This is a genomic window from Acinetobacter sp. AG1 (genome assembly GCF_001005525.1).
GTDB lineage: Bacteria > Pseudomonadota > Gammaproteobacteria > Pseudomonadales > Moraxellaceae > Acinetobacter > Acinetobacter modestus.
Map to the genome: position 1 here is coordinate 55516 of NZ_LBMZ01000111.1, position 25653 is coordinate 81168.

Sequence of the window (25653 nt, forward strand, 5' to 3'; positions counted from 1 at the left end):
TTAATTACTCAGTGCATCACCTGAAAAGAAATCGAACTGAGCTTCATCTTTCTCATCAGTAAGTAAAGTTGTTTGAGTGAAACGTGTTTTACGTTGACTCTTTAAGTCTTGAAGTATTTTCTCTTGAATTTCACCCTCATCACGATCTGAAATATCTTCCAAACCTTTGGCAATATGATTGAATTGAACTGCACGCTCTTTTTCACATTCCTGAATTGTTTGGATTAAATCCATCATTACAGGTTGTAATTTCTCTTGTTGAGGGCGGTCAAGTTGCAAAAATTGTTTTGCGACTATTTTTGATTGCTCTAATAGCTGTACCTGTAGCGCCTTGGGAAACGAGCTGATATGTCTTGCACATAACAAAGAAATCTGTGCTGTAATCGCATTTAGGTTATCTGCCAAAATATCGCCAACACTATTAAACAGAACACCTGCAACGGATTCAGTTTCGTTTAGTTCAGGATTAATCGTAAAACCTAATACCCAATCGACAGATACCCGATACATACTGCACATGACTTGCAGTAACTCAGCATCTGGTAATGTCTTACCATTCTCCATTTCACTAATACGGTTCTTTTGCTCAACACCAAACAATTCAATAGCAACTTCGTGTTGAAGCATTCCACGGCGTTCTCTTGCAAGTGCAAGTTTACGACCGATCAAGACTCGTTTTTCTAAATCAGTTCTTTTAGCCATTACGCAACTCTCCCAGCAAGCCAGTCGAAGTTCACTTTCTTATCAAGCCAATTTGTTTCGTTGATAAATACACATGAAAGCCATACACAACCATCTTCAGTAGGTTCTGCAAATTCGATTTTTTCTTTCACAAAAATGTTGTCATCTTTAAAAAGTAGCTCTGTACCTTTCAAAGAGTCGATTAGCAGTTTTGGATAGTTATCAATATCAAAACGCGGATATGTGCTTGCACTGTAACTACGAGTTTTTCGTGGTGGCTGAACAAGCAATCGAATTTCACATTGTTGTGAAGTTGCTTTCCATTTAAGCGCTTTAAAAATAGGTGCATAGATTTCAAAAACACGACGTTTAAATTTCTTAGCACCAACAGATAAACTATTACGTTGTTTGCCTGTGCTCTCGTCAATCGTTGCACGCCAAATATCATTCGCACTAATGCCATAAGGGAGTTTTACAGTGATAAAGCCTTTCCCTGTAATCACTAATCCGCCTGTACTGCATTGATGCAGTTGATCACCGTTTACTGTTTCGCTAGTCACAGCACATGGCAATATAACTTTTTTATCTAAAGCTCGACGTGCGCGTGCTTGGCGATTCGTTTTGGTTTCAATCAGAGGATGCATTGCAAAGAATTCAGTTTTGCCGTTTTTCGCCCACTGTTCCCATAAATTACGACTTTTACCCATGATGATCACCCTTTGAAGCAGTGTTCAACGTATTGAGTTTATGAAGTAAAGCTTTATTTTCAGCATGGCTTAAGCGAAGTTCTTTCCAAAGCTCAAATGCCAATGCAACAGCTAATTTTTGATAGCCATCAATTGAATCGTAGGTAAATACATCAACTCCATATTGATTAATCAAAACTGAATATTGCTTTTGCTGTTTTAACCATGTTTCGAATTCTTCACGAATTTGCTTAATTAGTTCCAGTGAAGTGAGTTGAACAAAGTTTTCAGGGCACATAAACGGGGTGCCTAGTTCCAATTGACCGTAGACATAACCATCTTCATGGCGATCTACAATCGCATCACCTTTGATATGTTTACATGAAAACTCAGTACGTGAATCGCTAATGAAATCTATGTGTACTCTTGTACCCTTTTTAAATTGCGTTGTTTTCGCTGCTGTTGGCTCTTTTGCTTGAGCTATTGTCTGATTCATGCTGTACCACCAATATGCTTAATAACGGTTTTAGGGACATTCAGACCATCACGCTCACATGCTTCTAAATATTCGTCGGGTTGATCAAATGGATCAGGCCACGGTTCTTTAACTGCTGGACTTGCCAAGTTTTGTTTTGGTTCAAGTTTTGCCGGTTGTTGAACTGTACGATTAGTAATATTTAGCTTCTGCTTCAATGCGTTAAGGCGCTGTACAGCTTCATCATTAGACACTGGTGCATGGCTTTTTTTCTTGTGTTCCAATTGCTTTGGCGGTACATACATTTCTTGGGTGCGTCCCACTTGTTGTGCCTTTGCAACAAATGCATTGTATGTATTAATAAATTGCTCTCGTGCAGGTTTCATATACCCATCGAAGATCATTGGCAAAACCTCATCCAATGCAACTTTAGTTATTTGAGTGATTTGCACACTTTTATCGGCTGTAAATCGACATGCACGAGCCCAAGCTTCATCTGCTGACATCCAAGTCTCACCAATGCACCAATCACGGAAATCAGAGAAAGACGGCATGAACTTACCGCCCGATTTCAATAATCTGTTTCGTGCACGTTCAAACTGATCAATATTGACATCACAAAGACATTCCATCGCTTTAGATTCAACAAATTCCATTGGTACGGCGTTATCACCAGTTGTAGGAAAATTCTTGTTGAATTGCGCAGCGTGAATTACTCGTAAATCTGAAATTAAGATACGGATATCCTGAATCGTAATTTTATGCATGACCGTACTCCACATTAGCTATTAGCTTTTTTGTTGGAGTTACATCCACAATTGCGTTTGCGCTTTGTTCTTCATCGAGAATGCGCTCAAAATAGCCCTTAGCTGGTTGATTAGTATTTACAGGTTGATTCGCTTTGGTTTGTTTTTCACGGCGTTTAATCACATCTTGAATATTGTTTTGAATCCAAGTAAGCCATTTCACAAACCAGATGCTCGGCGTGTTTTTATCGTTTTTCGCTGCGAAGAAATCACAATAATCTTGTAGCAAGGTTTGAAAATCAGTTGATGAAATTGATTCATGTCTTGGTACCGCTAGATCAATGAAGTCCATTTGAAATTGTGAATGCTCACTTGCAAGTTCAAGTAACGAGTAAAACTCTTTGTCATGTGCTTTGTAGGTTGCAAACTGAATCGGGACAAAATTAACTTTTTCCTCACTCGCGTTATTACCATTACTATCTTGGTTATTGGTTAGTGGTTCTTGGTTAATGGTTATTGGTTTAGGCTTTTTTTGGCTTTCCGTTGGGTTTTCTTGGGTTAGCGTTGGGTTTATTTCGCTTTCCGTTGGGTTTTCTTTGGATTGTTCAATTGGTTGTTCGCCTTGTTGAGATTCACCAGAATCATCACCTGTTTTTGGTTTGTTTTTCGAACCTTTTGGACGACCGCCTTGTTTGCCATTTTCTGCCTGTTTAGTTATATATGCTTTATAAGCGATTAAATCTTCTTGTATATGATTCTGAATATAAATGCCTTCCTCATTCATAACGAAGAATTTTTTCAATACAAACTTAACTGCTGCAATTTCTTCATCAGTTTCAGCCCATACCCAATCAATCGCTTGTGCTTCGCTTGGAAATGCTTCGCGGTCATAACAAGCATCCATAAGCAAGTTATAAACACCATGTTGTAAAATGTTAAGGCGACCTGCTTTACGATGATAATCACCAATTTTCTTTTCGTAGTAATGCATTAGAACGCCTCCATAAATAAATCTTGCTGATCAGGCATTTTTGAACTAATGCCCTCTTTTACAAACTGACATCTAGCCTGTGCTATTCCGAAATACTCTGCTTCACGTTCAATACCCACAAAGCTAAAGCCTTCTAATATGGCTGCTTTTCCTGTACTACCCGACCCCATAAACGGATCAAGCACTACACCACCTTTAGGCGTAACTAATCTGCACAAATAGCGCATTAGTTCAGTTGGTTTTACAGTTGGATGAAAATTCCCATTCCGCTTAGACCAATCAACATTTTCACAATCTCGCATTGTTGAATTCATCTGCAGCATTGGAGTATTTGAGCTTTCAGTACCTTCATTTCGATCTGTACGATTTGCTTTGGCACAATAGAAAAATCTTGCTGCTGATCCTTTGTCACCATAAGAAATTGTTTCTGTCCCATAAGGACGGCTTTCTTTACCAAATGAATTACTGGTATTACCGTTTAGGTCCTTACTTGAAGCTTTTATTTTGTTGTTACTTCCACTGGCGGTTATTGGGAAATTTGCCAAGACTTCTTCACTTCCATCATGAATTAAATTAGCTGGAAATCTTCCGAGTTGGTTTTGAACATATACCGTGTCTCTAATACCTGCTTTTACAGAGTTATACGCATTGCCTTTAATGTTGTTATTTTTAGTACTGGCAATCTCATCAGCCGTTTGAACCCGGCATTCGTCTATATTGATAGCGCCTGTGCCGTATAACTCAACATTTTGAGCAACCGTACCAATTAAAGGTTTACGTGCGAAAGTAATCGGTTCAAGCGCTGGTTTTAATGCAGTACCCCAACCTTGCCATTCACCATCGAGGTTGTGAGATTTTGGAAAGCCTGAACCATAGATCCAAGCAATCATGTCTCTAATCTCAAAACCTGCATCTTCAATATTGCAAGCCATACGATGCTGTGTACGAGTACCAGCAAATGCTAGTAAGTGCCCACCGGGTTTAAGAACGCGAATACATTCTTGCCAAATTTCAATGCTTGGTACTTCACAATCCCATTTTTTGCCCATGAACTTAAGTCCATAAGGCGGATCAGTAACAATGCTGTCTATTGAGTTATCAGAAAGTTCTTTCAAAACTTGTAAACAATCACCTTGATATAAATTGAATGGTTGCGTCATTTTTCACCACCATTGAAAAAAACATTATTTACTCGAGCAATTGCTGCCATCGGCATAGGCGAAACACTATTCCCACACATATGGACCTGTTCTGTTTTAGTTAGTGGCTTACCATCATGACCTTGTTCAATGACGTAAGAATCTGGAAAACCTTGGCCTTTATATAGCTCTCTTGGCTTGAGCATTCGAATTCGAATATCTACAATTACCCAAGGTTCACCTTTAATCCAAACAGTAACCAGAGCTAGACGATCTTTTGTGGTCAGTGTGTCTAGTGGTGCAGTGATGTCACGAGCATCGCCATTACCATAGAAATTGATAAAAAAGGCAGCTACTTGTAAGGCACCATTAAGATCTGTTTGACTAAAATGTGCTGAAATAAGCTGTTGCTGGCTTCCAGTATTCGTGATGGTTGATAAAGGCTCGAAAAGATGTCGCCCATCTGTCTCATTAAAACCACCATTGGCTTGCATCATGTAAGCTGCAACCAAGTTGCGACTTGAACCAGAAGCCGTGATAGTTCCTAGAGGATCAAGAATATTGTCACATCCATCACTCCATCTTGGATTTTCTGGTGTACCTTCTCCATGTCCAGCATGAATAAGCAATGGTGCAACTAAACCATGATGCCCACCTTTAACTTGAGCACAAATTGTTGTTAATGGTTGATCAGCAGACCAATTCCGCTGTTGAGATGCATTGGCAAACTCAGTCAGAAATGGCGCAATAATTGGACTAACCAAAGCACTATGACCACCAAATGCTGATGTCGTAGTTGCCAAAGGTTCAGTTATTTCATGCCCTGTTGAAGTCCCAAAGTCTCGGCTAATAAACGGTAATGTTGACTCAACCAAATAAGGATCATCTGTTTCTAAAACAAATTTTTTAAGTCCGCGAGCAATACGCTTTAATGTCGCGTCAGCCAATGGTTTTGGGCGATTGAAAATAGATTTTCCAAGGTCACTAAAATCTATGATTTCAGCAGCTGCACGCCACTTTTGCTTTTTCTTGGTTGCTTTAGTTACTTTCGATTTCTTTATGTGCGTTGGTTCAGGCCACACAATTGGCTGACCATCACATCGAGCAATAACAAATAAACGCTCGCGAGTAGTTGGAGCACCAAAGTCAGCAGCAACAAGCTTTTTCCACTCCACCACATAGCCCAATCGCTCAAGATGACGAACAAATTGTTTCCATGTTTGACCAATTCTTTTTGGATCAGGTACTAAAAATTGATTATCTCGTGGAACATATTCACCAGGTTCAGCAACTCGATACTGTTTTTTTCCATTAACAATTATTTTGTCTAAAGTAATTACTCGACCTGTTGCTTTATCACGTTTAGCAATCAGTGGTCCCCAGTTAAGCATCTGCTTAACATTTTCCATTGAGATAACGTCTGGTTTAACCTTGCCAGCAAATTTAGGAATAACCCAAGCTAAATCGCGAATCTCTTTTTTCCGTGGTTGACCGCCAGCAGCTTGGGAGTGATGAGTACAATCCGGACTCGCATGAAACCAGCCGACTGGATACCCCTCACAGATTTCTACAGGATCTACTGCAAAAACATCCTGAACATAATGTTTTGCGTGAGGATGATTAGCCTCATGCATTGATAGTGCTTTGGGATTGTGATTTACAGCTGCAAATACGCTTCGGTTTAGACCCATTTCTAAACCTGTGCTTGCTCCACCGCCACCAGCAAAGAAATCTACGATAATTTTTTCAGAGAAATTTAAATCAAATTGAGTTTTAAAAGAGTGTGATAATTTTACAAAGGTAGTCATTGAGCTGCCCCTTTAACCACGTACTTAATCTCTCCATTCAAAATTGCTTGGATCAATCGTTTGTGTTGAGGTGCCCAATATAGGGATTTGACATAAACTCTTAATTTTCCATAATCATGCTGTTTCCGTTTTATAAACCAATCAGCTTCTTGGTGCGTTAAGAAAACACCAACATCAAACCATTCAACTTTAAAATTTGTTTTATAAAGATGTAGATCATTATCATTTGAGAATTTTTTTAAAACATCGCTTTGATCACATGCATCAAGATCAGTAAAAAGCTCACTATGAGCATCAATTGCTAAAGCATTGAGTGCATGTTTATCTTCTGCATCTAGTTCATTAAAGTAATCAAGTGCAGTATCGAACTCTGTACCTTCTTCTCCATCTATCCAGCAACTCTTATCTGAATATTCTGAATTAAGTCCATAGACTTTTTTTTCTTCCTGAACATGAAAAATAGGACTTGCTGTACCAAGATTAAAATTTGTTTGAGAAGATTTAAGGTCAGCAACCAATTGTAGCCATTCTTCTAATGTAAATTGGCTCATACCATCACCTCATCTAATTTCTTAAATTCGGCAATGACATCTTTCAGAATGTCTAATAGAAATACATAGTGGCTATTTGATAAGCTAGGATTTTTATCCCACCACCAATCATCACCAAGTAAATTACTTAATAACTGTAATGAATCGCCATCAAGCAAATCGTAGAGATGTGCAGCACCATTAAAATTTTTATCTGAAATATCATCATAAGCGGAACGCAATTGCTTTTTAGTAATGTCACCAGACTTACGAGCATTTTTAAGATCATCAAGATAGTTAGTTGCAAACCATTCAAAAAATTCCTCACCACTTTGAACAGGAACGGTTTTCAACAATTTAGGGAAAAGTTTTTTTATCAAATAATATTCATCACATTGCGCAATGAACTTTTTAAATGAGGCTTGACCTACATGACCAAAAAAACTACTTCCAGCGAAATCATCACAAACTAGTGTAATTCGTCCACCGCCAAGGCTATAGGTAGAATTAAGTTCGATATAGACAATTGCCCAATGATCTTTGTATGGACCAATACTTGATAGAACTATCTTCTCAATAGGCTGGTTTTTTTCTTCAGGCAAACGCTTATTAGCTTCTACCTCTGTATTTGTAGCTTTACGTTCAATCTGTGATTCAAGATGTGCTGTTTCAGAAGATGTAGAAAGGTTGAGTAACCGATATTTAATCGTTCTATTACCAATTTTGAAAACCTTAACAATCTGAAATACATGATTAGATTTCTTTTTCAAAATTAAATCATTGATCTGGAATTTTGGTGTTTTCTTCATGCAGCACCTGCCCGTGCTTCATCAGCAACTACAACAAAAACGCTTTCACCATTAAAATTGATTAAGTTCGAAGCAAATAACGATGATTCAATTTGCTCACAAACGTCATCTTTTAATTGATGTTCAAAGGCTAAACGTGCTTTCCAATCCTCACGCCAAACTTGATCGTCTGGAGAAGATGCCTGAATTGCTTCTTGCTGCATTTCTAACAAAAGTGAAATTGCCGACTTATGGAAATTGAAAACACATTGAAGGTGTGGACGATTATTCTTGTTTGATTTCATTATCGAGCACCTACCAACTTTTGTAGGCGATCAAGATCAAATTTGCTTTGACATGACTTTGTTAAATGAAACCACAATAAATATGCACCATCTGCTTGATTATCAAATGAATCAGCTTCTGAATGATTTTCATCTTCCAGAGCTACTTCTTTTTGCAAATTAAAATACTGAATACGTTCAACTGTGCTTTGTGTAATTTGCTCGTATGTGAAATTACTATCTGCAAAAGTAGCAATCACTGGCGATTGGATAGTCTCTAAAGTATTTCTTAAATCATTAAGAGCAACACTATCTGCAATAGCTTTGTTGAATCCCATGATTCTTAATTCTTGTTGTGACCATGCCCCATCTACCCAGATAAAGATTTCTTTAGTTCGAAAATCAATCTTTTCAAAATAACGATCAAAATGAGTCGCACCTACTGGAGCATTTTCAACAATGTATTGAATTGCTTTGATGCCACCAAAAACCGTGACAAAGTATTTATTACAAGCTTGTTGAAGCTGATCTAAAGAAATTAGATTTTCATTAGAACGAGTGCCGTAGTAGTAGTTTTTTTCTAATGAGTACCAATCAAATGCATCAGGATTACCGTTAAGAATTTTAAGAGCTGCTTTAATGCCCCCCACTAGATTTAAAACAGCCTGAAAATCTTGATTATTTTCAGAAACAGTTTCTTGCTGCTTAATTAAACAATGGCTACATTGTTCACCAGTTTTTTTAAATTCCGTACATTTGTTTGCACAGCTATGTTCTGATAAAGTAGTTGAGTTCATTTTTTCCTCGAAGTTAAATGAATAAAATTTTTTGACCGCTTCTTGCGCCAACAAGAAGCGGTTAAACCAAACCTTCACTGGTTAATTTTTCGATTACCCAAGCTTCTCCTTTTGTTGTGAACATTGGCTGTGAAAAGCCAAGTCCTGTTTGTTTCACTTCTCCAAAACCTTTATCGATAAACCACTGTTGGAATAAACGCGCACGTTTAACGCCTTTGTGATAAACATCAAAAATGTCTAAAAGCTTGTTTAGTTTTACTGCTGAAATTTTTATTTTCTGAGCGACCTGCGAAGCATTAAGCAGTGTTGAGCGCTCAACGATCTTGTCGTAATACTCAACCTTCGGCGCTGCAAGTTCTAATTGACGTGCTTGATTGGCTGCTAATTGCAAAGCTTCAGCATATGTTTGAGGAATTTGTGCTTGTTGCTGTTTTAGAATTTCTAAAACCTTTCTGCGAACACCCTTAGACTCACGCATTGCAACTAAGATGCACTGATCATGATTAAGAAATGCTGCAACTGTGACCGTATTATTCTGATTATTCACAACGAAGGTTTCGTAGTGCTCACCTTCTAATTCATCAAAAACACGCGGATGAAAATCATTAAGTCGAATTTGAGACTCACCAAATTGATTGCGAACCTGGTTAATGATTTTTAATAGTTCAATACTTGAAAACTGATTAGCTGACGCTTGATTTAAAACAATTTGATTCATAGTTTTTCAACCTCTCCCTTTTCTAGTAACTCAATCCCAAAAGTGTTTTTGTTTTTCTATTCTTGAAATACAATTGGATCTAATTTGCTCTTAGCTATTCCTGTAACTTCTGAAATAACGGGAATATATTTAGGAGGGATGCGGTCTTGAGAAATCCAAGATTGAACTGATTGATATGAATAATTCTTTCCATTTTTTTTAGTAATTAAACGAGCGACCGCACTTACTCCACCTGCTTTTTGGATCGCAGCTTTGACTAAGTTTTCGTTAATTACTTCAACGTTGGTTTGATTGTTATTCATTACAGGTTAAGCCCTACTAGCTAATTACAAGTATTACTTTAAAGAATACAAGAATTACTTGCAATGACTTTTTTAAAGAATTGCTTTATATTTAGTACAAGATTTTCTTGTGTGCATTGAGATGAACAAGCTTGAAATGGGTAAGCGAATCGCGAAAAAGCGTGAAGCTAAAGGTTTAGACCAGACAGAATTAGCGCATTTGCTTGAAATTACACCTCAAGCAGTGCAGCAATGGGAAGCTGGTCAAACTTCACCTCGCGGAAAAAATCTTGAAGCTTTAACAAATACTTTAGGGTGTACAAAAGCATATCTGTTTGGTGAAGAAGATGAATTAAAACCAATAAACCGAGCGCGATATGTTCCTCTGATTGATTGGGTTGCAGCTGGTAATTGGAATGATCGCCATCTCGAAATATTAGATAAATATCCAAAGATTCTTTGTATGTTTAATGTCGGACCTAATGGCTATGCCCTTGAAGTTAAAGGTGAAAGCATGAAGGATGAGTATAAACCAAAAGATATTATCTTTGTAAATCCTGATCTTAAGCCTGAGATTGGTGATGATGTTATCGCTTGGTGTTCAAATGGTTCTACCTTTAAAAGACTGATCGAAAATGATAATGGTTCTTTTCTTTTGAAAGCTCTAAATACTGAGTGGGTACCACGGTATATGCCTCTTGATGAAACTTGTTATTTGACTGGTACCGTGGTTGGTTCTATCAGCTCTAAAACCAATCAAGATTTAAGTCAGTTATTACTTATGTAATTTTTTGCAAATAGAAAGCCTGCATAATGCAGGCTTTTTTTTGCTCCGATATAAAAATACAAGAATTTCTTTAAATAAATATTGAATACAAGATTTACTTGTAATAAGATCATTTCACCACAACAAAAACCTAATGTTAGGTGAATGAAATGCCAGTTAAAAACACTTCGTTCTGTCAAACACTCTCTAATCTTCAACGTGGTTCAACCATTGATGAATTAGATCAGTTATTGACTGATGCATTACAGGCTTCACAAGATACAGGCAAAGTCAGCAAATTAACGGTGACTTTGACTATTAAACCAAATGGAAAAGGCACGTATAAAATTACGGATGATGTCAAATCCACGCTTCCTAAATTCGATAAAGAAGCAACAGTTTTGTTTACAGATAGTGATCAACAGTTAGTACGTGAAGATCCTCGTCAACAAAAATTAAACCTTGAGCAAATCGACTCAGGCACACCAGTTGAGCTTAAGAAAATTCCAGCTGAAGACAAACCACAAATTAAGTCATTAAGTTAATTCGTTAGCTTTTGATATAGCTCGCTTTTTAAATTTCCACTAACCATTTTAAAGGTTAATAACGATGAATGCCCTAAACAATAATACTGAATACGCCTACGCACTTGGTCAAACAAGCTTACAAGAAACAGCAAAAACTGTTGGTTCTGTACCTTTTGTTGTCGTGCCTGAAGGTAGTTCAGTTCATCAATTTCATGAAGTTTTAGAACGCCCTTTGCATCTGAAGCAAAACGTTAAATTGAACACTGCTAAAGATTTCATTGCATATGTAGAGCGTTTTGCAGATCTTAACACCATTGTTTTTGTCAATGTGTTGGCTGGTCAAGTAAAGGCTGTTCTTGATTATCATCAAGTTGAAAATAAGCATGAAAATGGTACTGATGCTGTTCCGCGTCATTGTCATCATGTCGCAAACTTCACAGTAGAAAAAACACCTGAATTTCAAAAAATCGAAAATAACTCAGGTAAAAAATTCAGTCAGACTGAATTTGCATTGTTCATTGAAGATGTAATGCCATACATCAACCAACCTGATGCAGCTGTTCTCCATGAAATCGTTCAAACATTGAATGCAAAAACCAATGTCGATTTTAAATCTGGTGTTCGCACTGACAACGGTCAAGTCCAACTTCAATATAACGAAACCATTGAAGCACGAGCTGGTGTAGCTGGAAATTTAACTATTCCTGAAAAAATTGTATTTGGTATTCAAGTACATCGTGGCGGTGAACATTACGCCCTTCCTGCTCGTTTCCGTTATCGCATTAAAGATGGTGATATCACCTTCTGGTATGACCTAGATCAACTTGAAAAAGCCATCGAAAAGTCTATGGAAGATACTGTTGAATATATCCGTAATGGAAAAACAATTCTTAAAGATGATCAAGAAGTTCTATTACCAAGTGTACCTGCCTACGTGACAATTTTGGAAGGTTCACTTTAATTTTTATTAAATTTAAAGCACAAAAAAAGCCCTGCTAATCTTGGCGGATTCAGGGCTTCTTAGGGTCAATCTTCATTGCATTTAGCAAGAAAATTATGGAACGAGAGCATTATGGAACAAAAGCTATCTCAAAACAATATTACATTTAGTTTCTCAAATGTAATGTTTATTTCGGCAGTTATCGCATTAATTGTGATCGTAGGAATTACTATCGCATTTTCTCAACCTGTAAGCTCTAAAGCTGATGAAACATTTATTCCTAATACACGCCCTTCTAACTTGGGCGTGATCTATCTTTCAATTACTTCAAAAGATTCAGGTATAGGAACAGTCAACCTTGATGGTTATCTTGTCCCAGTTGATTTCAAGTTTGAAGCCAAATTAAGGGATTATGGAGTAACTGAAAGCCAATATCCCGATGTAACTATTACAAGTCTGGATATCGGCAAAATTAAAAATAGTGTGACCGGCGAATTTGTGGATGACTTCACAATTTACCAAGACCATAAACAGATCAACGAAGCAATTAAAAACTTTATTGAGTCTAATAAATTGGTGGAGGTTCGCTAATGTCTACAGCAGCCCAACACCCGAATCAAGATCCATTCGAAGCTTTCAATCAAACGATTAGCCCTGCTCAAATGCTTGAATCTTTAAGCAAAGGCATCGGTATTGAATATGCAGAAGTGGATACAAAAGACTGGACCTTCATAGAAAAGAATTGCCCAATTTCAATTGCAGATATTTTTAGCGGTTGCCTTAAGTTTCGCTTTTCAATGAAAACTTATGAGACTCAAAAGCATAAGGAAAAATCTTCAAAGTATTTCTGCGAATACTTAAATAACGATGGTGATGGTAATGAACGTTATCGCGTGGGATTCGAGAATTACTCTGTTTATGTACTTAAGCGCAATCCTAATTCTAAATTGCCTATGGGTTTAAGCAAATACGTAACTTGGGGAACTCAGTTAAACGGTTTTGATTTTTATATTGAACGAAATGGTCAATTAGTTGCTATTACACCGTCCGAAAAAGTCACACCTTATCTATATAAAGCTAGACAAGCAAAAGAGTTAGTACGTCGTACTAAATACCTTGATGAAAAAGGTTTTTTCAAAACTGATCCTAAACAACGCAAGATTTTAGGTTAGGAGGTTGCGATCATGGAAAATGGTAACAACCAAAACATGGATTTATGGCATTCAGTTTGTATTACTGATCCGACACAAACAAAAAAGATTGAAGGTAAACCGTATCAAGGAACTTCACCAAAAGCTTATTGGTTAATTCAAAGAGCTACTGAGACCTTCGGACCTATAGGTCACGGTTGGGGCGTAGATGTTAAAGATCATGGATTCCAAAAAATTGATGATGTGACTATACACCATTGGATAGTAATCACACTTTGGTACATGAAAGATGGTCAAAAATGCTGTTTTGATCAAACTGCTGGTTCAAAGGCTTTATATAAAGCAAGCACTGGACTGGTTTATGACGAAGACGCGATTAAGAAGTCAAAAACAAATGCAACTGTTAAAGCTTTAAGTCTCCTGGGGTTTGCTGGCGATATTCATGCTGGATACTGGAATGCACCAGGTTATCAGCAAAGAGCTTTTGACCATTATTACAGTAATTCTAAGACTGTAAATTCAAATCAGCAAGCTCACCAGCAACAGGCCACAGGCGTTAAAGAAACTAAAGACGTTCAACAAAATGTGAGTGAATCCAAGCCTAAGCGCACTGAAAACCAGCTTTTTAATGATGCAATTTCAGCAATTAACAAAGCTACTGATACTTCCGTTTTAGATGCTGCATATAACCGTTTTAAAGGCACTACTTTCGAAAAAGCCATCGTTGCAGCATGTAAGAACAAAAAAACTCATGAGCGATGGGGCCAAGCCTAAATTTTGGTGCCCTTCTCTAAAGCTATCTATTAAATATTGGAAAAGTAAATGAATACAAAAGTTAATTTGCCTATTTACACCGAACAACAAGTCAAAACGATTGTTCGCTCAGTTATTGAATCAAAGCCTGACAATCTTTTTGCTGAGGTCTTGCATGTATTTGAAAAGCCTTTGATCGAGGAGTTGCTACTTCAAGAGAGAGGAAACCAAACTCGTGTAGCCATGCGCTTAGGTTTAAATCGAGGTACGCTGCGTAAAAAATTACATGCACATGGCATTTTGAAGGAGGTTAATTAATATGGAAATATTAAAAATCTCTGAAAAGCAATTGTCTGGTGAATTTCAGTTTCACAGCCTTAAAGTTGATTTGAGAACTCAAAATAAAGCCGATGTATTGAAATGTTTTGTTCAGTTGGATTTCTACGTTACTTCAGCGACTTCAATAATCGAAAGTGATGAATTTCTTTTTGTCCAAGACAATGGTCGAGTTTTTTCTTGCGAAAATGCGATTAATTCAGACGGTTATACATGGGTTGATCTTCAGCAGTTAAAAGAAATGGTTATCCTAAGTCGTAATGATGTCAATGATGCTAACCATACAGATCAAGATGGTTGGAAATGGTTCTTGACCAGTAACAGTGACGGCTACGTGTTTGCAGCTGGCAATGCTCAGCAATTACCACGTTGGGATAAATCGCCATTAGATCATGTTGATTTGAAACCAATCGTTAAAGATGAAAATCTACAGGAAAAAGATAATTTTCAAACCATTAAAGTAAATGGTCTTGAAGATTTGATTGATGGACGCAAAGCTTTATCAGCCCTATTAGCTTGGGAAAAAGTACAAATTAATTTCCAACCTTGGGATGAACACTTGTGGGTCAATATCGATCCGACAAAGGATAATTTTTCTATAACAGACTTTTTTAATGATTGTTCTCCGTCAGGGCAAAAAGTATTTTTCCGTTTAAAACCCTCAGTGATGACGATTAATGGAATTGAATGCTCGCGCCCAGAATTAAACACTGAGGATGACTTAGAGTTATTAGAAAAAGATCAACAATATTGGTTAGTAGACTTAACCAGTCCTGATCTTGCGTCTCAATATAAATGGCATGGATCTTCAGAAGAATATTCTTGGGCAGAACGTGGACTAATTCATTTGAAAAAGAAAAATGCAATTTCCCATGCTAAAGCATTAATTCAAGCTACCGTAGGGAGTAAAGCGCAATGAAACATACTGTACTTGTTCCCCTTGCCCTACTTCGTGCTGCTTTAATTGCATCAAAAGATGAAGATGAATGGGATTTCAGAAATTTAGATGCAATCGCAATCAACAAAGGACACATTGTTGCAACGGATGGGTGCATCCTTTTTTATGCAAAATTGGAAAATGTCGAAAATGATATTTCCTTTATTATTCCTAAAGCTTATGCCCAAAGCTTTATAAATAAAACTGAATGTTATTCTGGTTTGATTAATTGTCAGATTTCATATGATACGGAAACCAAAATAGGTTTAATTGAAATTCCAAATCATCATAATGCTTATGAAGGTTTCAAAATATTTTTAAGCGAATCATACATTGACTGGCAGAAAGTTTTACCTACAAACGATGTCGAATACAAAGGCTTTGTTCGTTTTGGTGGGGATTACATTAAAAAACTTGAGGAAATTTCAGGCTTACTAGGCAGTATTTGTCGCCATAATTTGAAACCAACAGGATTAGCCAAAGCAGCGAATATTAATTTTACATTTAGTGATTTTGAAAATGTAAATGCTATTTTGATGCCTAGAAATAACAATCCTGATGCAGAACTATTTTGTGTAGCTATCTCAGATAGTCATAAAGATGAAGAATCACTGTTACCAGCTGCAACCGCAGAATTAGCATTTAAAGCTGCACAACGTCTGAGAAAAGACTTTATCTTTAATCCAAGATTTTCAGATGACTATTCACCATTTAGTGATGGTGCAAGTTGGATTTATCCAACCGTCTGGAATGGTTCTAAAGATGCTCATGCAGATCAATTAGAAATTACAGAAGAATGGTTTTCTAAACCATTAAAACGTTATGACGATGCCGGATTAGCGATTAAATACATACAAGCAGTTAATGATTGTGTTGAATGTTATCTTGCCGATGAATCAATCATAGCAACAACTGTAGAACAAGTAACTAAGTTCTTTAATGAAAATAAAGCTTTGATCAAGGCAAAGCTTTGGAGTGTAAATATTCCTGAAGAACCAGATTCAGCGCCAATATTACACCCTGTCCCATCTCAGAAAATTGGAAAGCAATTAGTCCACAGACTAAAACAAGAAGCTTTAAAGCAATTCCCTACTGTTGGCCAATCTATTGCTGATGCAGTAACAATTGAAGAATGGAAAGGTGCTGAAGCTGAACATACTGAGTATTTAAAATCAAATCCGAAATGGTGGAATGACACAACGTTTTTGGAGGAAAAAGCTTCACCTATAATTCCTATCGAAACGCCGAAAACTTTATTAGTAAAAGCACTTGTTCAATTTTGGGAAGATTCAACAATTAATGGTGTTGAAGATACCAATGATGGTGCAAATGTCCCATGTAAAGACGGTGAAATTTGGAGCCCAAAAATCAATATTGAATCTGGAATTATTGAAAATTGGGAAATCGGAAAAACAGCAAAAATTCACTACAAAGTTTCTAATTGCTGCAGTTGGGAATTATTAGACGCAAATGGCAATGTCATCAAATCTCAAGATGGCTATGTGCCTAGAACCCTTTCCCCTGCTGATTATGGTTTTGGCGACTACATAATTATGAATATTGATGAAAATGGTCAGATCGAAAACTGGGAATTCAATTCAAAAGATTTTGAGGTAACAGTATGAATATTGGAACTTTTTCTAATGAAATACAGTCATGGATTGCTGTTAATTCATTTGCTGCTGAAGATGCACATCCTAATTCACCAATTATTGATGCAAATGAGCTTGCGGATTTTATTAGTAGTCTTGTTTCTAAGCATCATGATGAAGCCAATATATCTAATTTGAGTCCAGATACAAATAAGCTAATTGATAACTTTGCACATCAAATGAAAGTTAAATTAGTCAAAGCCCAAGAAAAATATGGGTTCAAAGACGACTGGAAAAATTCAGATTGGGAAACTAAATGCCGGGTGGACTTGTACCAACATCTAAATAAAGGTGATCCAATTGATGTCGCTAACTATTGTGCATTTTCAAATTACCATGGTTGGTCTACTAAATTTGAAAATTCAGCATATTCGCTTATGCCTAGAGAACCAAACGCAGAAATGATGGTTAAAGCTCTTGAAGCCATCAAATCTGAGATTGGTAAAGAACATATAGATGTCAAAATTATCCATGCTTGGAGCGAAATGTTTGCTGCATTTAATGGAATTATTAAACCTCAAATAAACCTTGGTATCACCCTCACTTGTGAAGCATTACTTGAAGCATTTCAATTTGGTGCACCAGATTACGACAATGAAGATTCTACTGCTGATATTCAAAATCAACTTTCCACTGAAATGACAATTGTCTGGTGGGAAAATGGTCATAGTGGTAATGGATACTATGCTTATTACACTGAATACCCAGAAGAAGGTTCAATTAAATTGGGTGGTAATGATGAGTAATTTATTAGGCAAAATCGAATTAATTATTCGTGATATTTGTGAACTTTCAGATAGATCAAGCCCTGAAGAATACCCTGATCATTTGCTTGTTCTACCAGATGAACTAGAAATGTTTATTAGTCAACGTTTGGCTGAATGTTTCCCAAATATTTTAGAAGCAGCTACAGAAATCTGGTGTGACAATGGCATGATTAATCGTCATGAGCCATACGGTGTAAAAGTTGAATTATTAAATCAATGGTTGATGACTTTAGACAGCAATGAATTAATGTTGGCTGAAACAGAGCTGTCTAAATTAAGCGAAGATGATCTTCATACTCTATGCTGCGGTGAAGAAACAGAACAAGAGCGCATTGGTTCGCCATTCATCAATGAATTTCTAAATAGAATTTTTGATGAAGAATATGAGCCAAAACCGAACTTGGAGGATTCTTAAATGGGGAAATTAATATTAACAATATTGGTATTACTAGGAATCTTTGGCTTAGCTTGCATATTTTGCTTTGTTTTAAACCTATTGACTTGGCTAATAGGTGGCATGGCTACTTTAATTATCATTTTGCTTGCTGCTGGAGTTTTTATTTATCAAGTTGTTTTGCCTGAAATGAAAGAGGATACGGAGGGAATTTAAATGAAAATTGTTGATAAACAAGCTGAGATTGATAAATTCAAAGCCGCAGATAATGATGAAGAATTTTCACCAGAATCACTTGAGGCAATACTAGGCGTTTCAAAATCGTGGTTACAGAAAATGCGTTCTGAAGGTGGTGGTATCCCATTTTCTAAAGTGCATTACAGAAAAATAATTTATAAAAAATCTGATGTGTTGGCTTATATTGAGCGAAAGCGCGTTAAATCAACTTCACAAATGGCGGTTTAACCGCCTTTTTTTTTGTAAAAATTTAGTAGGCAAACAATAGGCTAAAAGCAGAGAAAAATAGGCAAATTTCGAGAAATAGGCAGATAGTAGGCAAGTAGAATATATTATCGTATCGCTGAATATTCTTTAATATTGTTTCAGATATTATCAATAGAATACAACAACTTAAATTACATTTTCATGTGCTTAAATATGCTTTAATATCGTTTCATATTGCATAAAATGAGTTTCTCCCCGAGAACTCATCGGGTTCAGGGTAACGACCATGCAGCGGCATCTCTGGAGCAATTTTTTAATTATAAAAACAATAATTTAAATAAAATTGTTTTCTAAATTTTTTGAATTTATCTAGTTCTAGCTCAAAGGTTTATCGCATTTTAGAGTGAAGCTCTTTCAGGTATTATGTCTTTCAAATTTCAGTTAAATTCATATCATCAATCTTTTGACATTGCAATCTGCAAGGGAGAAATGCGGTAATTACTAATTACATAGGCATTAATTCCTCACTAACATCATTTGTTGTAACAAACTCATTTATAATTCTTATAACCAACTCTATATCTCTAGTAATTGTGGCTTCTGTACATATGAACTGATCAACTTCACGCGTTTTATTATCTGATAAGCTAACTTTGGGATTAATGTATTCTCTACACCCCCACTCTGAGCGACCATCTATAAGCTGAAAATAGAAATATCCTTTTTCAACATATATATCTAATTTTTCAATATCCTTACGATCACTATAAACACCTAGATGCCCATTTCCTGTGCTAATTTGCTGTACATAGTGGCTCACGTCATGTGTAGAGGGATTATTAATACTACTTAGAAAAATTTCTTGCGAATTTTTTACGAAACGGCCTGCAATAGTAATCATATATAAGAACCCTTTATAAAGAGCAATAATGCAAAGAAATTTCTATTTTGCAATATTTTAAAGATTAACTTTAAATTCTGCATAAGAGTAAGGAATTTGTTGAAAGAATTCTATAATTCCAACTTTTCTACTTTATTCATTTCTAGCTAGAATAATAAACCTCAGGATGATAAACATAAGAAATATTATTACAAAAAAACTCCACTATTGTTGATCTATATTTCGAAAAGTGGAAATACCAAGCTTATCAACTAATCCAGATATTTCCATGATTCTCTTTTTCTATGATGCGAGAGCCTTTAAAAATTATTCATCTTTCAAAGCACATTCATAATTACTTGGATCTTGTGAACAACGAACCTGTTTCAGCAACTTCATCATATCTTTATCGTAAAAACCTTCTTTGGTCATTTGCACTCGCGCTTCGCGCATTAATCGAACATAACCAGGTTTATCACTTTCGTTAAGGTTAAGCCAAAATTTATCTGGAATTTTGGCTTCAATTTTATCTACAAATTCAAATGCTGGGTTCAACTGTTTTGAGATAACTTCACGCGCAATAGAACCCATTCCTGCTGGAAACTTATTGCGATGCATAATTAACGTTCCAGTGACTTGAATGACTGGGAACTTGATAATTCCGCCAACAGCTTTGCCCGATTTATCTGTCATCCCTTTTTGTAACTCAAGCGGTTCAAATAAAATAGCTGGGCCTGCCATGATATCAACTTCTTTATTATTAAACTTCCCACCGACAGTCACCAAATCAACTGAGACAGGTTGCGCACCCACATTTTGTACCAATTTCTTTTGAGTTTCATCAAATTGGAAAACCGCAACTTTCTTACCTGCTGCTTTGGCTAAAGTATTAATATTACGATCCGTCACCATGATATAGGCTGCACCTAACGGTACAACACCCACAACTTCATAGTCTTTATTCACCATTTTTTCATCAAATTTTGGATTAGCTAGAACTTGAATCACTGAACTTAATTGTTTATAGGTTTGTAGTGCCCCAATTGCATCAATACTTCCTACAAATTTATTAAATTGTTTTGCACGTAGATTACTAATCCCCGCACCATCACAGCGTTTACTACGGAAATCTTCAGTTAATACCGCTTCATTGGTATAAACTTTTAAATTAACCAAAGTAGACGCTGATTTTTTAAGTTTTGGATAATCAAAATCTAATTTGAACTGTAAATGAGATGGTCGTGTCACATTCATATTGACACCAAACTGCTTGGCTACACGTACCATACGTGGAATTTCAGTGATGTAACTTGTAGCCTGTTCAAAAGCCTCACTATGCTCTCCATTAGGAGAGAACACACATAAAGTGACTTGATTTGGAATTTGTTGCCACGTTTTAGGATCGTTAAGTAGCTGTTTAATCTTATTTTGTGAATGTGAAGAAAGTGTTAAATCCAGTTTACCTTCAGGTGCTGCATGACACGCATTCGTCAATAATAATGATGATACGATAATACTTGAAGTAAAAAGTGATTTTACAACACGACTAAGTTTATTGTTTTGCATCTTCAGTTCCATCCTTAGCTATTTCCCAATAGTTTTCATTCAAATTAAGGATAAAATAGAGAAATAGAATTGACTGCATTCATTTTGATGATGTCAGTTGGGTCAAAATAAAGCCTCCACTCTCAACTTATGAGAATAGAGGCTTTATTTTTCTAAAAATCAATTATGATTTATTCAAACGTAAAGCATTCACCACAACAGAAAGCGAGCTTAATGACATTGCTACAGCAGCGAACATTGGTGTGAGCAATAATCCTGTCAGTGGATAAAATAAACCTGCTGCAACAGGAACACCTAATCCATTATAAACAAAAGAGAATGCAAGATTTTGCTTCATATTTCTCACCCCTAATTTTGCCATATGAACTGCTTGCGCAACCCCTTGAATGTCCCCTTTAACTAAAGTCACTTGCGCTGTTTGCTTGGCAATATCTGTTCCTGTTCCCATCGCAATACCAACATTCGCCTGTGCCAGTGCTGGTGCATCATTGATACCGTCCCCAGCCATTGCCACAATTTTTCCCTGAGCTTGTGCTTGTTTCACAATTTCAAGTTTTTGCTTAGGATCAAGATTGCCATAGACTGTTTTAATACCTAAAACATCTGCAACCATATTTGCATTTTTCTGATGATCACCCGTTGCCATAATTACTTCAATTCCATCCGCATGCAGTTGATCAATCACAGCTTTGGCATTTTGCTTAATTGCGTCATGAATTGAAATATAAGCAATTACCTCTTGTTCCGACATAAGGAAACTAATCACATCACCTTGCGCACGCTTTTGATCGAGTGCTTGGACTAAATCATCACTTAATGTTAAAGCTAACTGTTCAATAAGCTTCTGACTACCAATATACAAGGTCTGATTATCAATATTTCCTTTTACGCCAAAGCCTGCTACATCCTCGAAATCAGAGACATTGAGCAACTGATTTGCTTCAACCAGTTTGGTTAAGGTCTGCGCAATTGGATGCGTCGAATATTGTTCAATCGATGCAATCCATAACTCAATTTGTGTCTGGCTATACGCTTCAGATAAAGACCAAATCTCTTTTAAACTTGGCTTACCCTCGGTCAATGTTCCTGTTTTATCAATAATCAAAGTATTTACTTTGCTTAAAGCTTCAATCGCTTCAGCATCTTTAAACAACACGCCTTTTTGAGCTGCTCGACCCGTGGTTGCCATCACTGACATCGGTGTTGCCAAGCCAAGAGCACATGGACAAGCAATAATCAAAACAGCGACTGCACACATTAAGGCTAAATCAAACTGTGCTTTCCCAAATACCATCCACGCAATAAAAGTCAGCACACTGATACTGAGTACGGCGATCACAAAATATTTTGCAACCACATCTGCAATTCGTTGCAACGGTGCTTTGGAGCGTTGTGCATCAGCAACAGTTTGGATCATTTTGGCTAATGTTGTGTTCGTACCTACAGCAGTTGTTTGGATTCGCATAGCACCTTGTTGATTAATTGTCCCGCCAATGACTAGATCATCTTTTTCCTTTTTCACAGGAACAGGCTCACCTGTCATCATTGATTCATCAACATAGGTCTTTCCATCAATCACTACACCATCAAGTGGAATTTGTTCACCCGATGATATTTGCAAAATATCACCTTGTTTGACCATCACTATATCCACTTCAACAACTTGATCATGCTGTACAAGTTTCGCTTTAGCAGGTTGTAAACGTAGTAAAGCTTTTAATGAATTTGCTGTTTGTGAACGTGCTTTTAGTTCTAAAACTTGCCCCAGTAAGCTCAATGAAACAATCATACATGCTGCTTCAAAATACACAGCAACACCATGCCCTGTTTTCGCTTCAATAGGGATTAATGATGGAAAAATCGTGGCAATAACACTATAAATAAATGCTGCAAGTACCCCAACACCAATCAAACTCCACATATTCAGATGTCCTGTTTTATAGGACACCCAGCAACGTTGTAAAATGGGATAACCCGCCCATAGCACAACAGGCAAACTTAAAAGAAGTTCAATCCACGGCTGAACATGTGGCGAAATAAAGGCATGAATATGTGAACCCATAGCCAAGATCATTACCAACAAACTCAAAGGTAATGTAGCCCAAAAACGTCGACTAAAATCTACTAGCTCAGGATTTGGTCCATCATCCAAAGTGGGTTGCATCGGCTCAAGTGCCATCCCACAAATTGGGCAAGTTCCTGGCCCTTTTTGTACAATTTCAGGATCCATTGGACAGGTATAATCCATATCCATTGCCCCATCAGGTACAGGACGCTGATCGACTGGAATTAGATAAAATTCAGGATCATTTTTAAATTTATCCAAACAAGATGGATTACAGAAATAATAGGTTTTACCTCGATAATCTGTTTTTAAATCTGTCGTGATTTTGACTGACATACCACAAACAGGATCAATCGCTGTATCAACTAAATTACTTTCACTTGAATGATTATGCTTTCCACCACAACAAGAAGAAGATTTTTTAGCTTCATCTTGAATAGATGCTACTTCTGGTTTAGGGCCACAACATGAACTTAGTTTTTGCTTCGTTGGCTTAGGCTTACAACAAGATGAAGTTTGAGCTAATTCAATAGGCTGCTCTGATTCACTTTCACAACATGAACCCGCTTTTTGTTGAGGCTGATTAGCACAGCAAGATGATGTTAATTTTAGATCTTGATCTGATTTTAAATAATTTTCAGGCTTTGAGCTAAATTTCTGTTGGCAACCTGCTGAACAGAATAAATAGCGGATACCTAGGTAATCAAAATAGTGCTGCGAGTTTTCAGCGACTGTCATACCGCAAACTGGATCAATATATTCGTACACAAGCGGTACATCATTTTTAGAACAGCATGAAGATGGTTGTTGAGTCATGACGACACCTATCTTTTCTTTCTCGATAGGACTAGGATAAAGTCTGTACCTAGGTACAGAGTCAAGTGCTTTTTCACTATCCCAACAAAGGTATGAGAAAATGAACCTTACAATCGGAAAATTAGCAAAATCCTGTCACGTTAATGTCGAAACCATTCGTTATTATCAACGTATAGGCTTAATGCGAATACCTGAAAGCACTCAAAGTTACCGATATTACAATCAGCAGGACTTAGAGACCTTGAGCTTTATTCAGAAAGCGAAGGATGCTGGATTACAACTGAATGAAATTAAAGAATTGCTCACACTGAATTTAGAAGATCGCATCAAAGTCAGACATGTCATTGAACAACGATTGAGCAAGATCGATGAAAGAATTCAGGAACTTGTGGGTCTTAAGCAAAGACTTTCCACATGGTTAGATGAGTGTAAAACGACAGAAAATGAATGTTGCCCAATATTGATGGAACTCAAACAATAAGTTCCATCAATAAATCTAGACAATTGATCAATAGTAATCAAAAAAGTACATAACATTAAATAAATGACCAAATCACATTTTCATCCTTTTGTTTTAATAAGAAACTGGTTTGGTAATCATCAGCGACGATGAGATGCTGATTAGAGACCATCATTACTTTCAACAGCGTATCGTTATGATAAATCAAATCATTTTTACCTTCTTTGGTTAAGATAAGCATTTGATCTAAGACAATTACTTTTTTTGAATCAAACATACTTTTTCCCTCTAAACCTTACCCTATGGTCTTTTAAATATTTTTATAAAGTGACACAGTGAATATCGTAACGAATGAAATAAAATACCCCGCTCATTCATAGCGCTAAAATATTCCTTTTAATTGTTTAAATATGTGAAATAACAAAGTATTTGCGATTTTCACGGCAAGATTATAGAGCACTTTTTACGCGATTTGTGATATTTTTGTCATATAAAACCAAAATTTGTTATTTTATTCTTATTTTTGACAGCATAGTAATTAAGTCTAATGCTACAGCTGTGTGATTACTTTGAGTTGTCAGAATCTATAACTGATCAATAGCATTAGAACTTCAATTTATTTAGATACTTAAGCACACTTAAATCCAGTATGATTCTCGAGGCTTTGTTATATTTTGAATACGATGAATAGTGATTTACATGTACTCAGAAAAGATATTCGTTTAAAAAGAAAACGAGTGAATCGCTTTGAACATAAAAAAAGTGAGCAAGACGCTTTAAATCGCCTCAGATCAATACCTCAATTCAAATTTGCAAAAAGCGTTGGATTATATCTTCATGCTTTTGGCGAAGTGCACACTCACAAACTCATTCAACTTTGTTTTAAACAAAAAAAACTCGTTTACCTACCCATGATTTGCACGATGAATCAAGAACTTGTATGGGTAAAAATAAGCTCTAAGCAATACTCAAATCAACGTTTTTCCCATCACCCACTCGGGATGAAAGAACCCATGGCAAGTCGCGGGCATCATATTTCCATTTTGGATATTTTAATTATGCCTTTACTTGCCTGTGATCACTTAGGGACACGAATTGGCATGGGAGGTGGTTTCTATGATCGTACTTTGGCAAGTGCGCCGCATCGACCTTTTCGTTTAGGTCTCGCTCATAGATTTCAATATATTGATCAAACCTTACCTAGACAAAAATGGGATCAACCGATTCATGGTTTACTAACACCTAAAAAGTTCTATATTTTCAAGCCTTAACCTT

At 36.5% G+C, this 25653-nt stretch carries 32 protein-coding genes; 15 read left to right on the plus strand and 17 right to left on the minus strand.

The window, feature by feature from the left end; translation table 11 throughout:
* The 13 genes from AAV96_RS09570 to AAV96_RS09630 form a co-directional block, all read right to left on the minus strand.
* Complete coding sequence (locus tag AAV96_RS09570; protein ID WP_046739133.1) at positions 1-702, minus strand: helix-turn-helix domain-containing protein; 702 nt, start codon at positions 700-702, stop codon at positions 1-3.
* Positions 702-1388, minus strand: coding sequence for a RusA family crossover junction endodeoxyribonuclease (locus AAV96_RS09575; protein ID WP_046739134.1), 687 nt, complete (start codon positions 1386-1388; stop codon positions 702-704). Before AAV96_RS09575 ends, AAV96_RS09570 begins: the two co-directional genes overlap by 1 nt.
* Complete coding sequence (locus AAV96_RS09580; RefSeq protein WP_046739135.1) at positions 1381-1863, minus strand: hypothetical protein; 483 nt, start codon at positions 1861-1863, stop codon at positions 1381-1383. The genes AAV96_RS09575 and AAV96_RS09580 overlap by 8 nt, the downstream gene beginning before the upstream one ends.
* Positions 1860-2609: a hypothetical protein gene (locus AAV96_RS09585; protein WP_046739136.1), complete on the minus strand. Its 750-nt coding sequence runs from the start codon at positions 2607-2609 to the stop codon at positions 1860-1862. The genes AAV96_RS09580 and AAV96_RS09585 overlap by 4 nt, the downstream gene beginning before the upstream one ends.
* Entirely contained in the window at positions 2602-3579 is a 978-nt protein-coding gene (locus AAV96_RS09590; RefSeq protein ID WP_046739137.1) for a YdaU family protein, read from the minus strand. The genes AAV96_RS09585 and AAV96_RS09590 overlap by 8 nt, the downstream gene beginning before the upstream one ends.
* Positions 3579-4739: a DNA-methyltransferase gene (locus tag AAV96_RS09595; RefSeq protein WP_046739138.1), complete on the minus strand. Its 1161-nt coding sequence runs from the start codon at positions 4737-4739 to the stop codon at positions 3579-3581. Before AAV96_RS09595 ends, AAV96_RS09590 begins: the two co-directional genes overlap by 1 nt.
* Positions 4736-6526, minus strand: a complete 1791-nt coding sequence (locus AAV96_RS09600) for a DNA cytosine methyltransferase (protein ID WP_046739139.1) — start codon at positions 6524-6526, stop codon at positions 4736-4738. Before AAV96_RS09600 ends, AAV96_RS09595 begins: the two co-directional genes overlap by 4 nt.
* On the minus strand, positions 6523-7077 hold the full coding sequence (locus AAV96_RS09605) for a hypothetical protein (protein ID WP_052750599.1): 555 nt from the start codon (positions 7075-7077) through the stop codon (positions 6523-6525). The genes AAV96_RS09600 and AAV96_RS09605 overlap by 4 nt, the downstream gene beginning before the upstream one ends.
* Positions 7074-7865 carry a hypothetical protein gene (locus AAV96_RS09610; protein WP_227505842.1) on the minus strand — a complete coding sequence of 264 codons (792 nt, stop codon included), beginning with the start codon at positions 7863-7865 and terminating at the stop codon, positions 7074-7076. Before AAV96_RS09610 ends, AAV96_RS09605 begins: the two co-directional genes overlap by 4 nt.
* On the minus strand, positions 7862-8149 hold the full coding sequence (locus AAV96_RS09615; protein ID WP_004661664.1) for a hypothetical protein: 288 nt from the start codon (positions 8147-8149) through the stop codon (positions 7862-7864). The genes AAV96_RS09610 and AAV96_RS09615 overlap by 4 nt, the downstream gene beginning before the upstream one ends.
* Positions 8149-8925, minus strand: a complete 777-nt coding sequence (locus AAV96_RS09620; RefSeq protein ID WP_046739175.1) for a hypothetical protein — start codon at positions 8923-8925, stop codon at positions 8149-8151. The genes AAV96_RS09615 and AAV96_RS09620 overlap by 1 nt, the downstream gene beginning before the upstream one ends.
* A 61-nt stretch (positions 8926-8986) precedes the next feature.
* Entirely contained in the window at positions 8987-9643 is a 657-nt protein-coding gene (locus AAV96_RS09625) for a phage antirepressor KilAC domain-containing protein (protein WP_046739140.1), read from the minus strand.
* Positions 9644-9699: 56 nt separating this feature from the next.
* On the minus strand, positions 9700-9945 hold the full coding sequence (locus tag AAV96_RS09630) for a YdaS family helix-turn-helix protein (protein ID WP_046739141.1): 246 nt from the start codon (positions 9943-9945) through the stop codon (positions 9700-9702).
* Positions 9946-10066: 121 nt separating this feature from the next.
* Here AAV96_RS09630 and AAV96_RS09635 point away from each other — a divergent pair, with 121 nt between their 5' ends.
* The 13 genes from AAV96_RS09635 to AAV96_RS09705 all read left to right on the plus strand — a co-directional run bounded on the left by AAV96_RS09635 (position 10067) and on the right by AAV96_RS09705 (position 18612).
* Positions 10067-10711 carry a LexA family protein gene (locus AAV96_RS09635; RefSeq protein WP_051063521.1) on the plus strand — a complete coding sequence of 215 codons (645 nt, stop codon included), beginning with the start codon at positions 10067-10069 and terminating at the stop codon, positions 10709-10711.
* 149 nt (positions 10712-10860) lie between these two features.
* Complete coding sequence (locus tag AAV96_RS09640) at positions 10861-11235, plus strand: hypothetical protein (RefSeq protein ID WP_046739142.1); 375 nt, start codon at positions 10861-10863, stop codon at positions 11233-11235.
* Between the two features lie 64 nt (positions 11236-11299).
* The gene (locus AAV96_RS09645; RefSeq protein ID WP_046739143.1) at positions 11300-12178 is read left to right on the plus strand and encodes a DUF2303 family protein; all 879 of its coding nucleotides are present in this window, start codon (positions 11300-11302) and stop codon (positions 12176-12178) included.
* Between the two features lie 111 nt (positions 12179-12289).
* Positions 12290-12748, plus strand: coding sequence for a hypothetical protein (locus tag AAV96_RS09650; RefSeq protein ID WP_046739144.1), 459 nt, complete (start codon positions 12290-12292; stop codon positions 12746-12748).
* Positions 12748-13329, plus strand: coding sequence for a hypothetical protein (locus tag AAV96_RS09655; protein ID WP_046739145.1), 582 nt, complete (start codon positions 12748-12750; stop codon positions 13327-13329). The genes AAV96_RS09650 and AAV96_RS09655 overlap by 1 nt, the downstream gene beginning before the upstream one ends.
* A gap of 12 nt (positions 13330-13341) precedes the next feature.
* Complete coding sequence (locus AAV96_RS09660; protein WP_046739146.1) at positions 13342-14082, plus strand: hypothetical protein; 741 nt, start codon at positions 13342-13344, stop codon at positions 14080-14082.
* A gap of 48 nt (positions 14083-14130) precedes the next feature.
* Positions 14131-14379: a helix-turn-helix domain-containing protein gene (locus AAV96_RS09665; protein ID WP_046739147.1), complete on the plus strand. Its 249-nt coding sequence runs from the start codon at positions 14131-14133 to the stop codon at positions 14377-14379.
* A 1-nt stretch (position 14380) separates the two neighbouring features.
* On the plus strand, positions 14381-15316 hold the full coding sequence (locus AAV96_RS09670; protein WP_046739148.1) for a hypothetical protein: 936 nt from the start codon (positions 14381-14383) through the stop codon (positions 15314-15316).
* Positions 15313-16959 carry a hypothetical protein gene (locus tag AAV96_RS09675; RefSeq protein WP_227505843.1) on the plus strand — a complete coding sequence of 549 codons (1647 nt, stop codon included), beginning with the start codon at positions 15313-15315 and terminating at the stop codon, positions 16957-16959. Before AAV96_RS09670 ends, AAV96_RS09675 begins: the two co-directional genes overlap by 4 nt.
* Positions 16956-17732, plus strand: coding sequence for a hypothetical protein (locus AAV96_RS17795; RefSeq protein ID WP_052750600.1), 777 nt, complete (start codon positions 16956-16958; stop codon positions 17730-17732). Before AAV96_RS09675 ends, AAV96_RS17795 begins: the two co-directional genes overlap by 4 nt.
* Positions 17725-18168 (plus strand): hypothetical protein, encoded by a 444-nt coding sequence (locus AAV96_RS09695; RefSeq protein ID WP_046739149.1) that lies wholly within the window; start codon positions 17725-17727, stop codon positions 18166-18168. Before AAV96_RS17795 ends, AAV96_RS09695 begins: the two co-directional genes overlap by 8 nt.
* Positions 18169-18363: a hypothetical protein gene (locus AAV96_RS09700; RefSeq protein ID WP_046739150.1), complete on the plus strand. Its 195-nt coding sequence runs from the start codon at positions 18169-18171 to the stop codon at positions 18361-18363. It abuts the gene before it with no gap.
* Complete coding sequence (locus AAV96_RS09705) at positions 18364-18612, plus strand: helix-turn-helix domain-containing protein (RefSeq protein ID WP_046739151.1); 249 nt, start codon at positions 18364-18366, stop codon at positions 18610-18612. It begins immediately after the preceding gene.
* A gap of 484 nt (positions 18613-19096) precedes the next feature.
* On the opposite strand, the gene AAV96_RS09710 is transcribed toward AAV96_RS09705, so the two are convergent.
* The 3 genes from AAV96_RS09710 to AAV96_RS09720 all read right to left on the minus strand — a co-directional run bounded on the left by AAV96_RS09710 (position 19097) and on the right by AAV96_RS09720 (position 23918).
* Positions 19097-19492: a DUF6911 family protein gene (locus AAV96_RS09710; protein WP_046739152.1), complete on the minus strand. Its 396-nt coding sequence runs from the start codon at positions 19490-19492 to the stop codon at positions 19097-19099.
* A 306-nt stretch (positions 19493-19798) separates the two neighbouring features.
* On the minus strand, positions 19799-21037 hold the full coding sequence (locus AAV96_RS09715) for a putative solute-binding protein (RefSeq protein WP_046739153.1): 1239 nt from the start codon (positions 21035-21037) through the stop codon (positions 19799-19801).
* Positions 21038-21200: 163 nt separating this feature from the next.
* Positions 21201-23918: a heavy metal translocating P-type ATPase gene (locus tag AAV96_RS09720; RefSeq protein ID WP_046739154.1), complete on the minus strand. Its 2718-nt coding sequence runs from the start codon at positions 23916-23918 to the stop codon at positions 21201-21203.
* A gap of 100 nt (positions 23919-24018) precedes the next feature.
* Between AAV96_RS09720 and AAV96_RS09725 the strand changes: the two genes are divergently transcribed.
* Positions 24019-24399, plus strand: coding sequence for a MerR family transcriptional regulator (locus tag AAV96_RS09725; RefSeq protein WP_046739155.1), 381 nt, complete (start codon positions 24019-24021; stop codon positions 24397-24399).
* 55 nt (positions 24400-24454) lie between these two features.
* Here the strand turns inward: AAV96_RS09725 and AAV96_RS09730 are convergent, their stop codons facing one another.
* Positions 24455-24655, minus strand: a complete 201-nt coding sequence (locus AAV96_RS09730; RefSeq protein ID WP_046739156.1) for a hypothetical protein — start codon at positions 24653-24655, stop codon at positions 24455-24457.
* 406 nt (positions 24656-25061) lie between these two features.
* On the opposite strand from AAV96_RS09730, the gene AAV96_RS09735 reads away from it, so the two are divergent.
* Positions 25062-25649: a 5-formyltetrahydrofolate cyclo-ligase gene (locus AAV96_RS09735; protein ID WP_046739157.1), complete on the plus strand. Its 588-nt coding sequence runs from the start codon at positions 25062-25064 to the stop codon at positions 25647-25649.
* Positions 25650-25653 lie beyond the last annotated feature (4 nt).

What these genes read in the sequence shown, in the direction of transcription:
- AAV96_RS09570 (WP_046739133.1), bottom strand. Translation starts at nt 702, where the DNA reads ATGGCTAAAAGAACTGATTTAGAAAAACGAGTCTTGATCGGTCGTAAA.
- AAV96_RS09575 (WP_046739134.1), bottom strand. Translation starts at nt 1,388, where the DNA reads ATGGGTAAAAGTCGTAATTTATGGGAACAGTGGGCGAAAAACGGCAAA.
- AAV96_RS09580 (WP_046739135.1), bottom strand. Translation starts at nt 1,863, where the DNA reads ATGAATCAGACAATAGCTCAAGCAAAAGAGCCAACAGCAGCGAAAACA.
- AAV96_RS09585 (WP_046739136.1), bottom strand. Translation starts at nt 2,609, where the DNA reads ATGCATAAAATTACGATTCAGGATATCCGTATCTTAATTTCAGATTTA.
- AAV96_RS09590 (WP_046739137.1), bottom strand. Translation starts at nt 3,579, where the DNA reads ATGCATTACTACGAAAAGAAAATTGGTGATTATCATCGTAAAGCAGGT.
- AAV96_RS09595 (WP_046739138.1), bottom strand. Translation starts at nt 4,739, where the DNA reads ATGACGCAACCATTCAATTTATATCAAGGTGATTGTTTACAAGTTTTG.
- AAV96_RS09600 (WP_046739139.1), bottom strand. Translation starts at nt 6,526, where the DNA reads ATGACTACCTTTGTAAAATTATCACACTCTTTTAAAACTCAATTTGAT.
- AAV96_RS09605 (WP_052750599.1), bottom strand. Translation starts at nt 7,077, where the DNA reads ATGAGCCAATTTACATTAGAAGAATGGCTACAATTGGTTGCTGACCTT.
- AAV96_RS09610 (WP_227505842.1), bottom strand. Translation starts at nt 7,865, where the DNA reads ATGAAGAAAACACCAAAATTCCAGATCAATGATTTAATTTTGAAAAAG.
- AAV96_RS09615 (WP_004661664.1), bottom strand. Translation starts at nt 8,149, where the DNA reads ATGAAATCAAACAAGAATAATCGTCCACACCTTCAATGTGTTTTCAAT.
- AAV96_RS09620 (WP_046739175.1), bottom strand. Translation starts at nt 8,925, where the DNA reads ATGAACTCAACTACTTTATCAGAACATAGCTGTGCAAACAAATGTACG.
- AAV96_RS09625 (WP_046739140.1), bottom strand. Translation starts at nt 9,643, where the DNA reads ATGAATCAAATTGTTTTAAATCAAGCGTCAGCTAATCAGTTTTCAAGT.
- AAV96_RS09630 (WP_046739141.1), bottom strand. Translation starts at nt 9,945, where the DNA reads ATGAATAACAATCAAACCAACGTTGAAGTAATTAACGAAAACTTAGTC.
- AAV96_RS09635 (WP_051063521.1), top strand. Translation starts at nt 10,067, where the DNA reads ATGAACAAGCTTGAAATGGGTAAGCGAATCGCGAAAAAGCGTGAAGCT.
- AAV96_RS09640 (WP_046739142.1), top strand. Translation starts at nt 10,861, where the DNA reads ATGCCAGTTAAAAACACTTCGTTCTGTCAAACACTCTCTAATCTTCAA.
- AAV96_RS09645 (WP_046739143.1), top strand. Translation starts at nt 11,300, where the DNA reads ATGAATGCCCTAAACAATAATACTGAATACGCCTACGCACTTGGTCAA.
- AAV96_RS09650 (WP_046739144.1), top strand. Translation starts at nt 12,290, where the DNA reads ATGGAACAAAAGCTATCTCAAAACAATATTACATTTAGTTTCTCAAAT.
- AAV96_RS09655 (WP_046739145.1), top strand. Translation starts at nt 12,748, where the DNA reads ATGTCTACAGCAGCCCAACACCCGAATCAAGATCCATTCGAAGCTTTC.
- AAV96_RS09660 (WP_046739146.1), top strand. Translation starts at nt 13,342, where the DNA reads ATGGAAAATGGTAACAACCAAAACATGGATTTATGGCATTCAGTTTGT.
- AAV96_RS09665 (WP_046739147.1), top strand. Translation starts at nt 14,131, where the DNA reads ATGAATACAAAAGTTAATTTGCCTATTTACACCGAACAACAAGTCAAA.
- AAV96_RS09670 (WP_046739148.1), top strand. Translation starts at nt 14,381, where the DNA reads ATGGAAATATTAAAAATCTCTGAAAAGCAATTGTCTGGTGAATTTCAG.
- AAV96_RS09675 (WP_227505843.1), top strand. Translation starts at nt 15,313, where the DNA reads ATGAAACATACTGTACTTGTTCCCCTTGCCCTACTTCGTGCTGCTTTA.
- AAV96_RS17795 (WP_052750600.1), top strand. Translation starts at nt 16,956, where the DNA reads ATGAATATTGGAACTTTTTCTAATGAAATACAGTCATGGATTGCTGTT.
- AAV96_RS09695 (WP_046739149.1), top strand. Translation starts at nt 17,725, where the DNA reads ATGAGTAATTTATTAGGCAAAATCGAATTAATTATTCGTGATATTTGT.
- AAV96_RS09700 (WP_046739150.1), top strand. Translation starts at nt 18,169, where the DNA reads ATGGGGAAATTAATATTAACAATATTGGTATTACTAGGAATCTTTGGC.
- AAV96_RS09705 (WP_046739151.1), top strand. Translation starts at nt 18,364, where the DNA reads ATGAAAATTGTTGATAAACAAGCTGAGATTGATAAATTCAAAGCCGCA.
- AAV96_RS09710 (WP_046739152.1), bottom strand. Translation starts at nt 19,492, where the DNA reads ATGATTACTATTGCAGGCCGTTTCGTAAAAAATTCGCAAGAAATTTTT.
- AAV96_RS09715 (WP_046739153.1), bottom strand. Translation starts at nt 21,037, where the DNA reads ATGCAAAACAATAAACTTAGTCGTGTTGTAAAATCACTTTTTACTTCA.
- AAV96_RS09720 (WP_046739154.1), bottom strand. Translation starts at nt 23,918, where the DNA reads ATGACTCAACAACCATCTTCATGCTGTTCTAAAAATGATGTACCGCTT.
- AAV96_RS09725 (WP_046739155.1), top strand. Translation starts at nt 24,019, where the DNA reads ATGAACCTTACAATCGGAAAATTAGCAAAATCCTGTCACGTTAATGTC.
- AAV96_RS09730 (WP_046739156.1), bottom strand. Translation starts at nt 24,655, where the DNA reads ATGTTTGATTCAAAAAAAGTAATTGTCTTAGATCAAATGCTTATCTTA.
- AAV96_RS09735 (WP_046739157.1), top strand. Translation starts at nt 25,062, where the DNA reads ATGAATAGTGATTTACATGTACTCAGAAAAGATATTCGTTTAAAAAGA.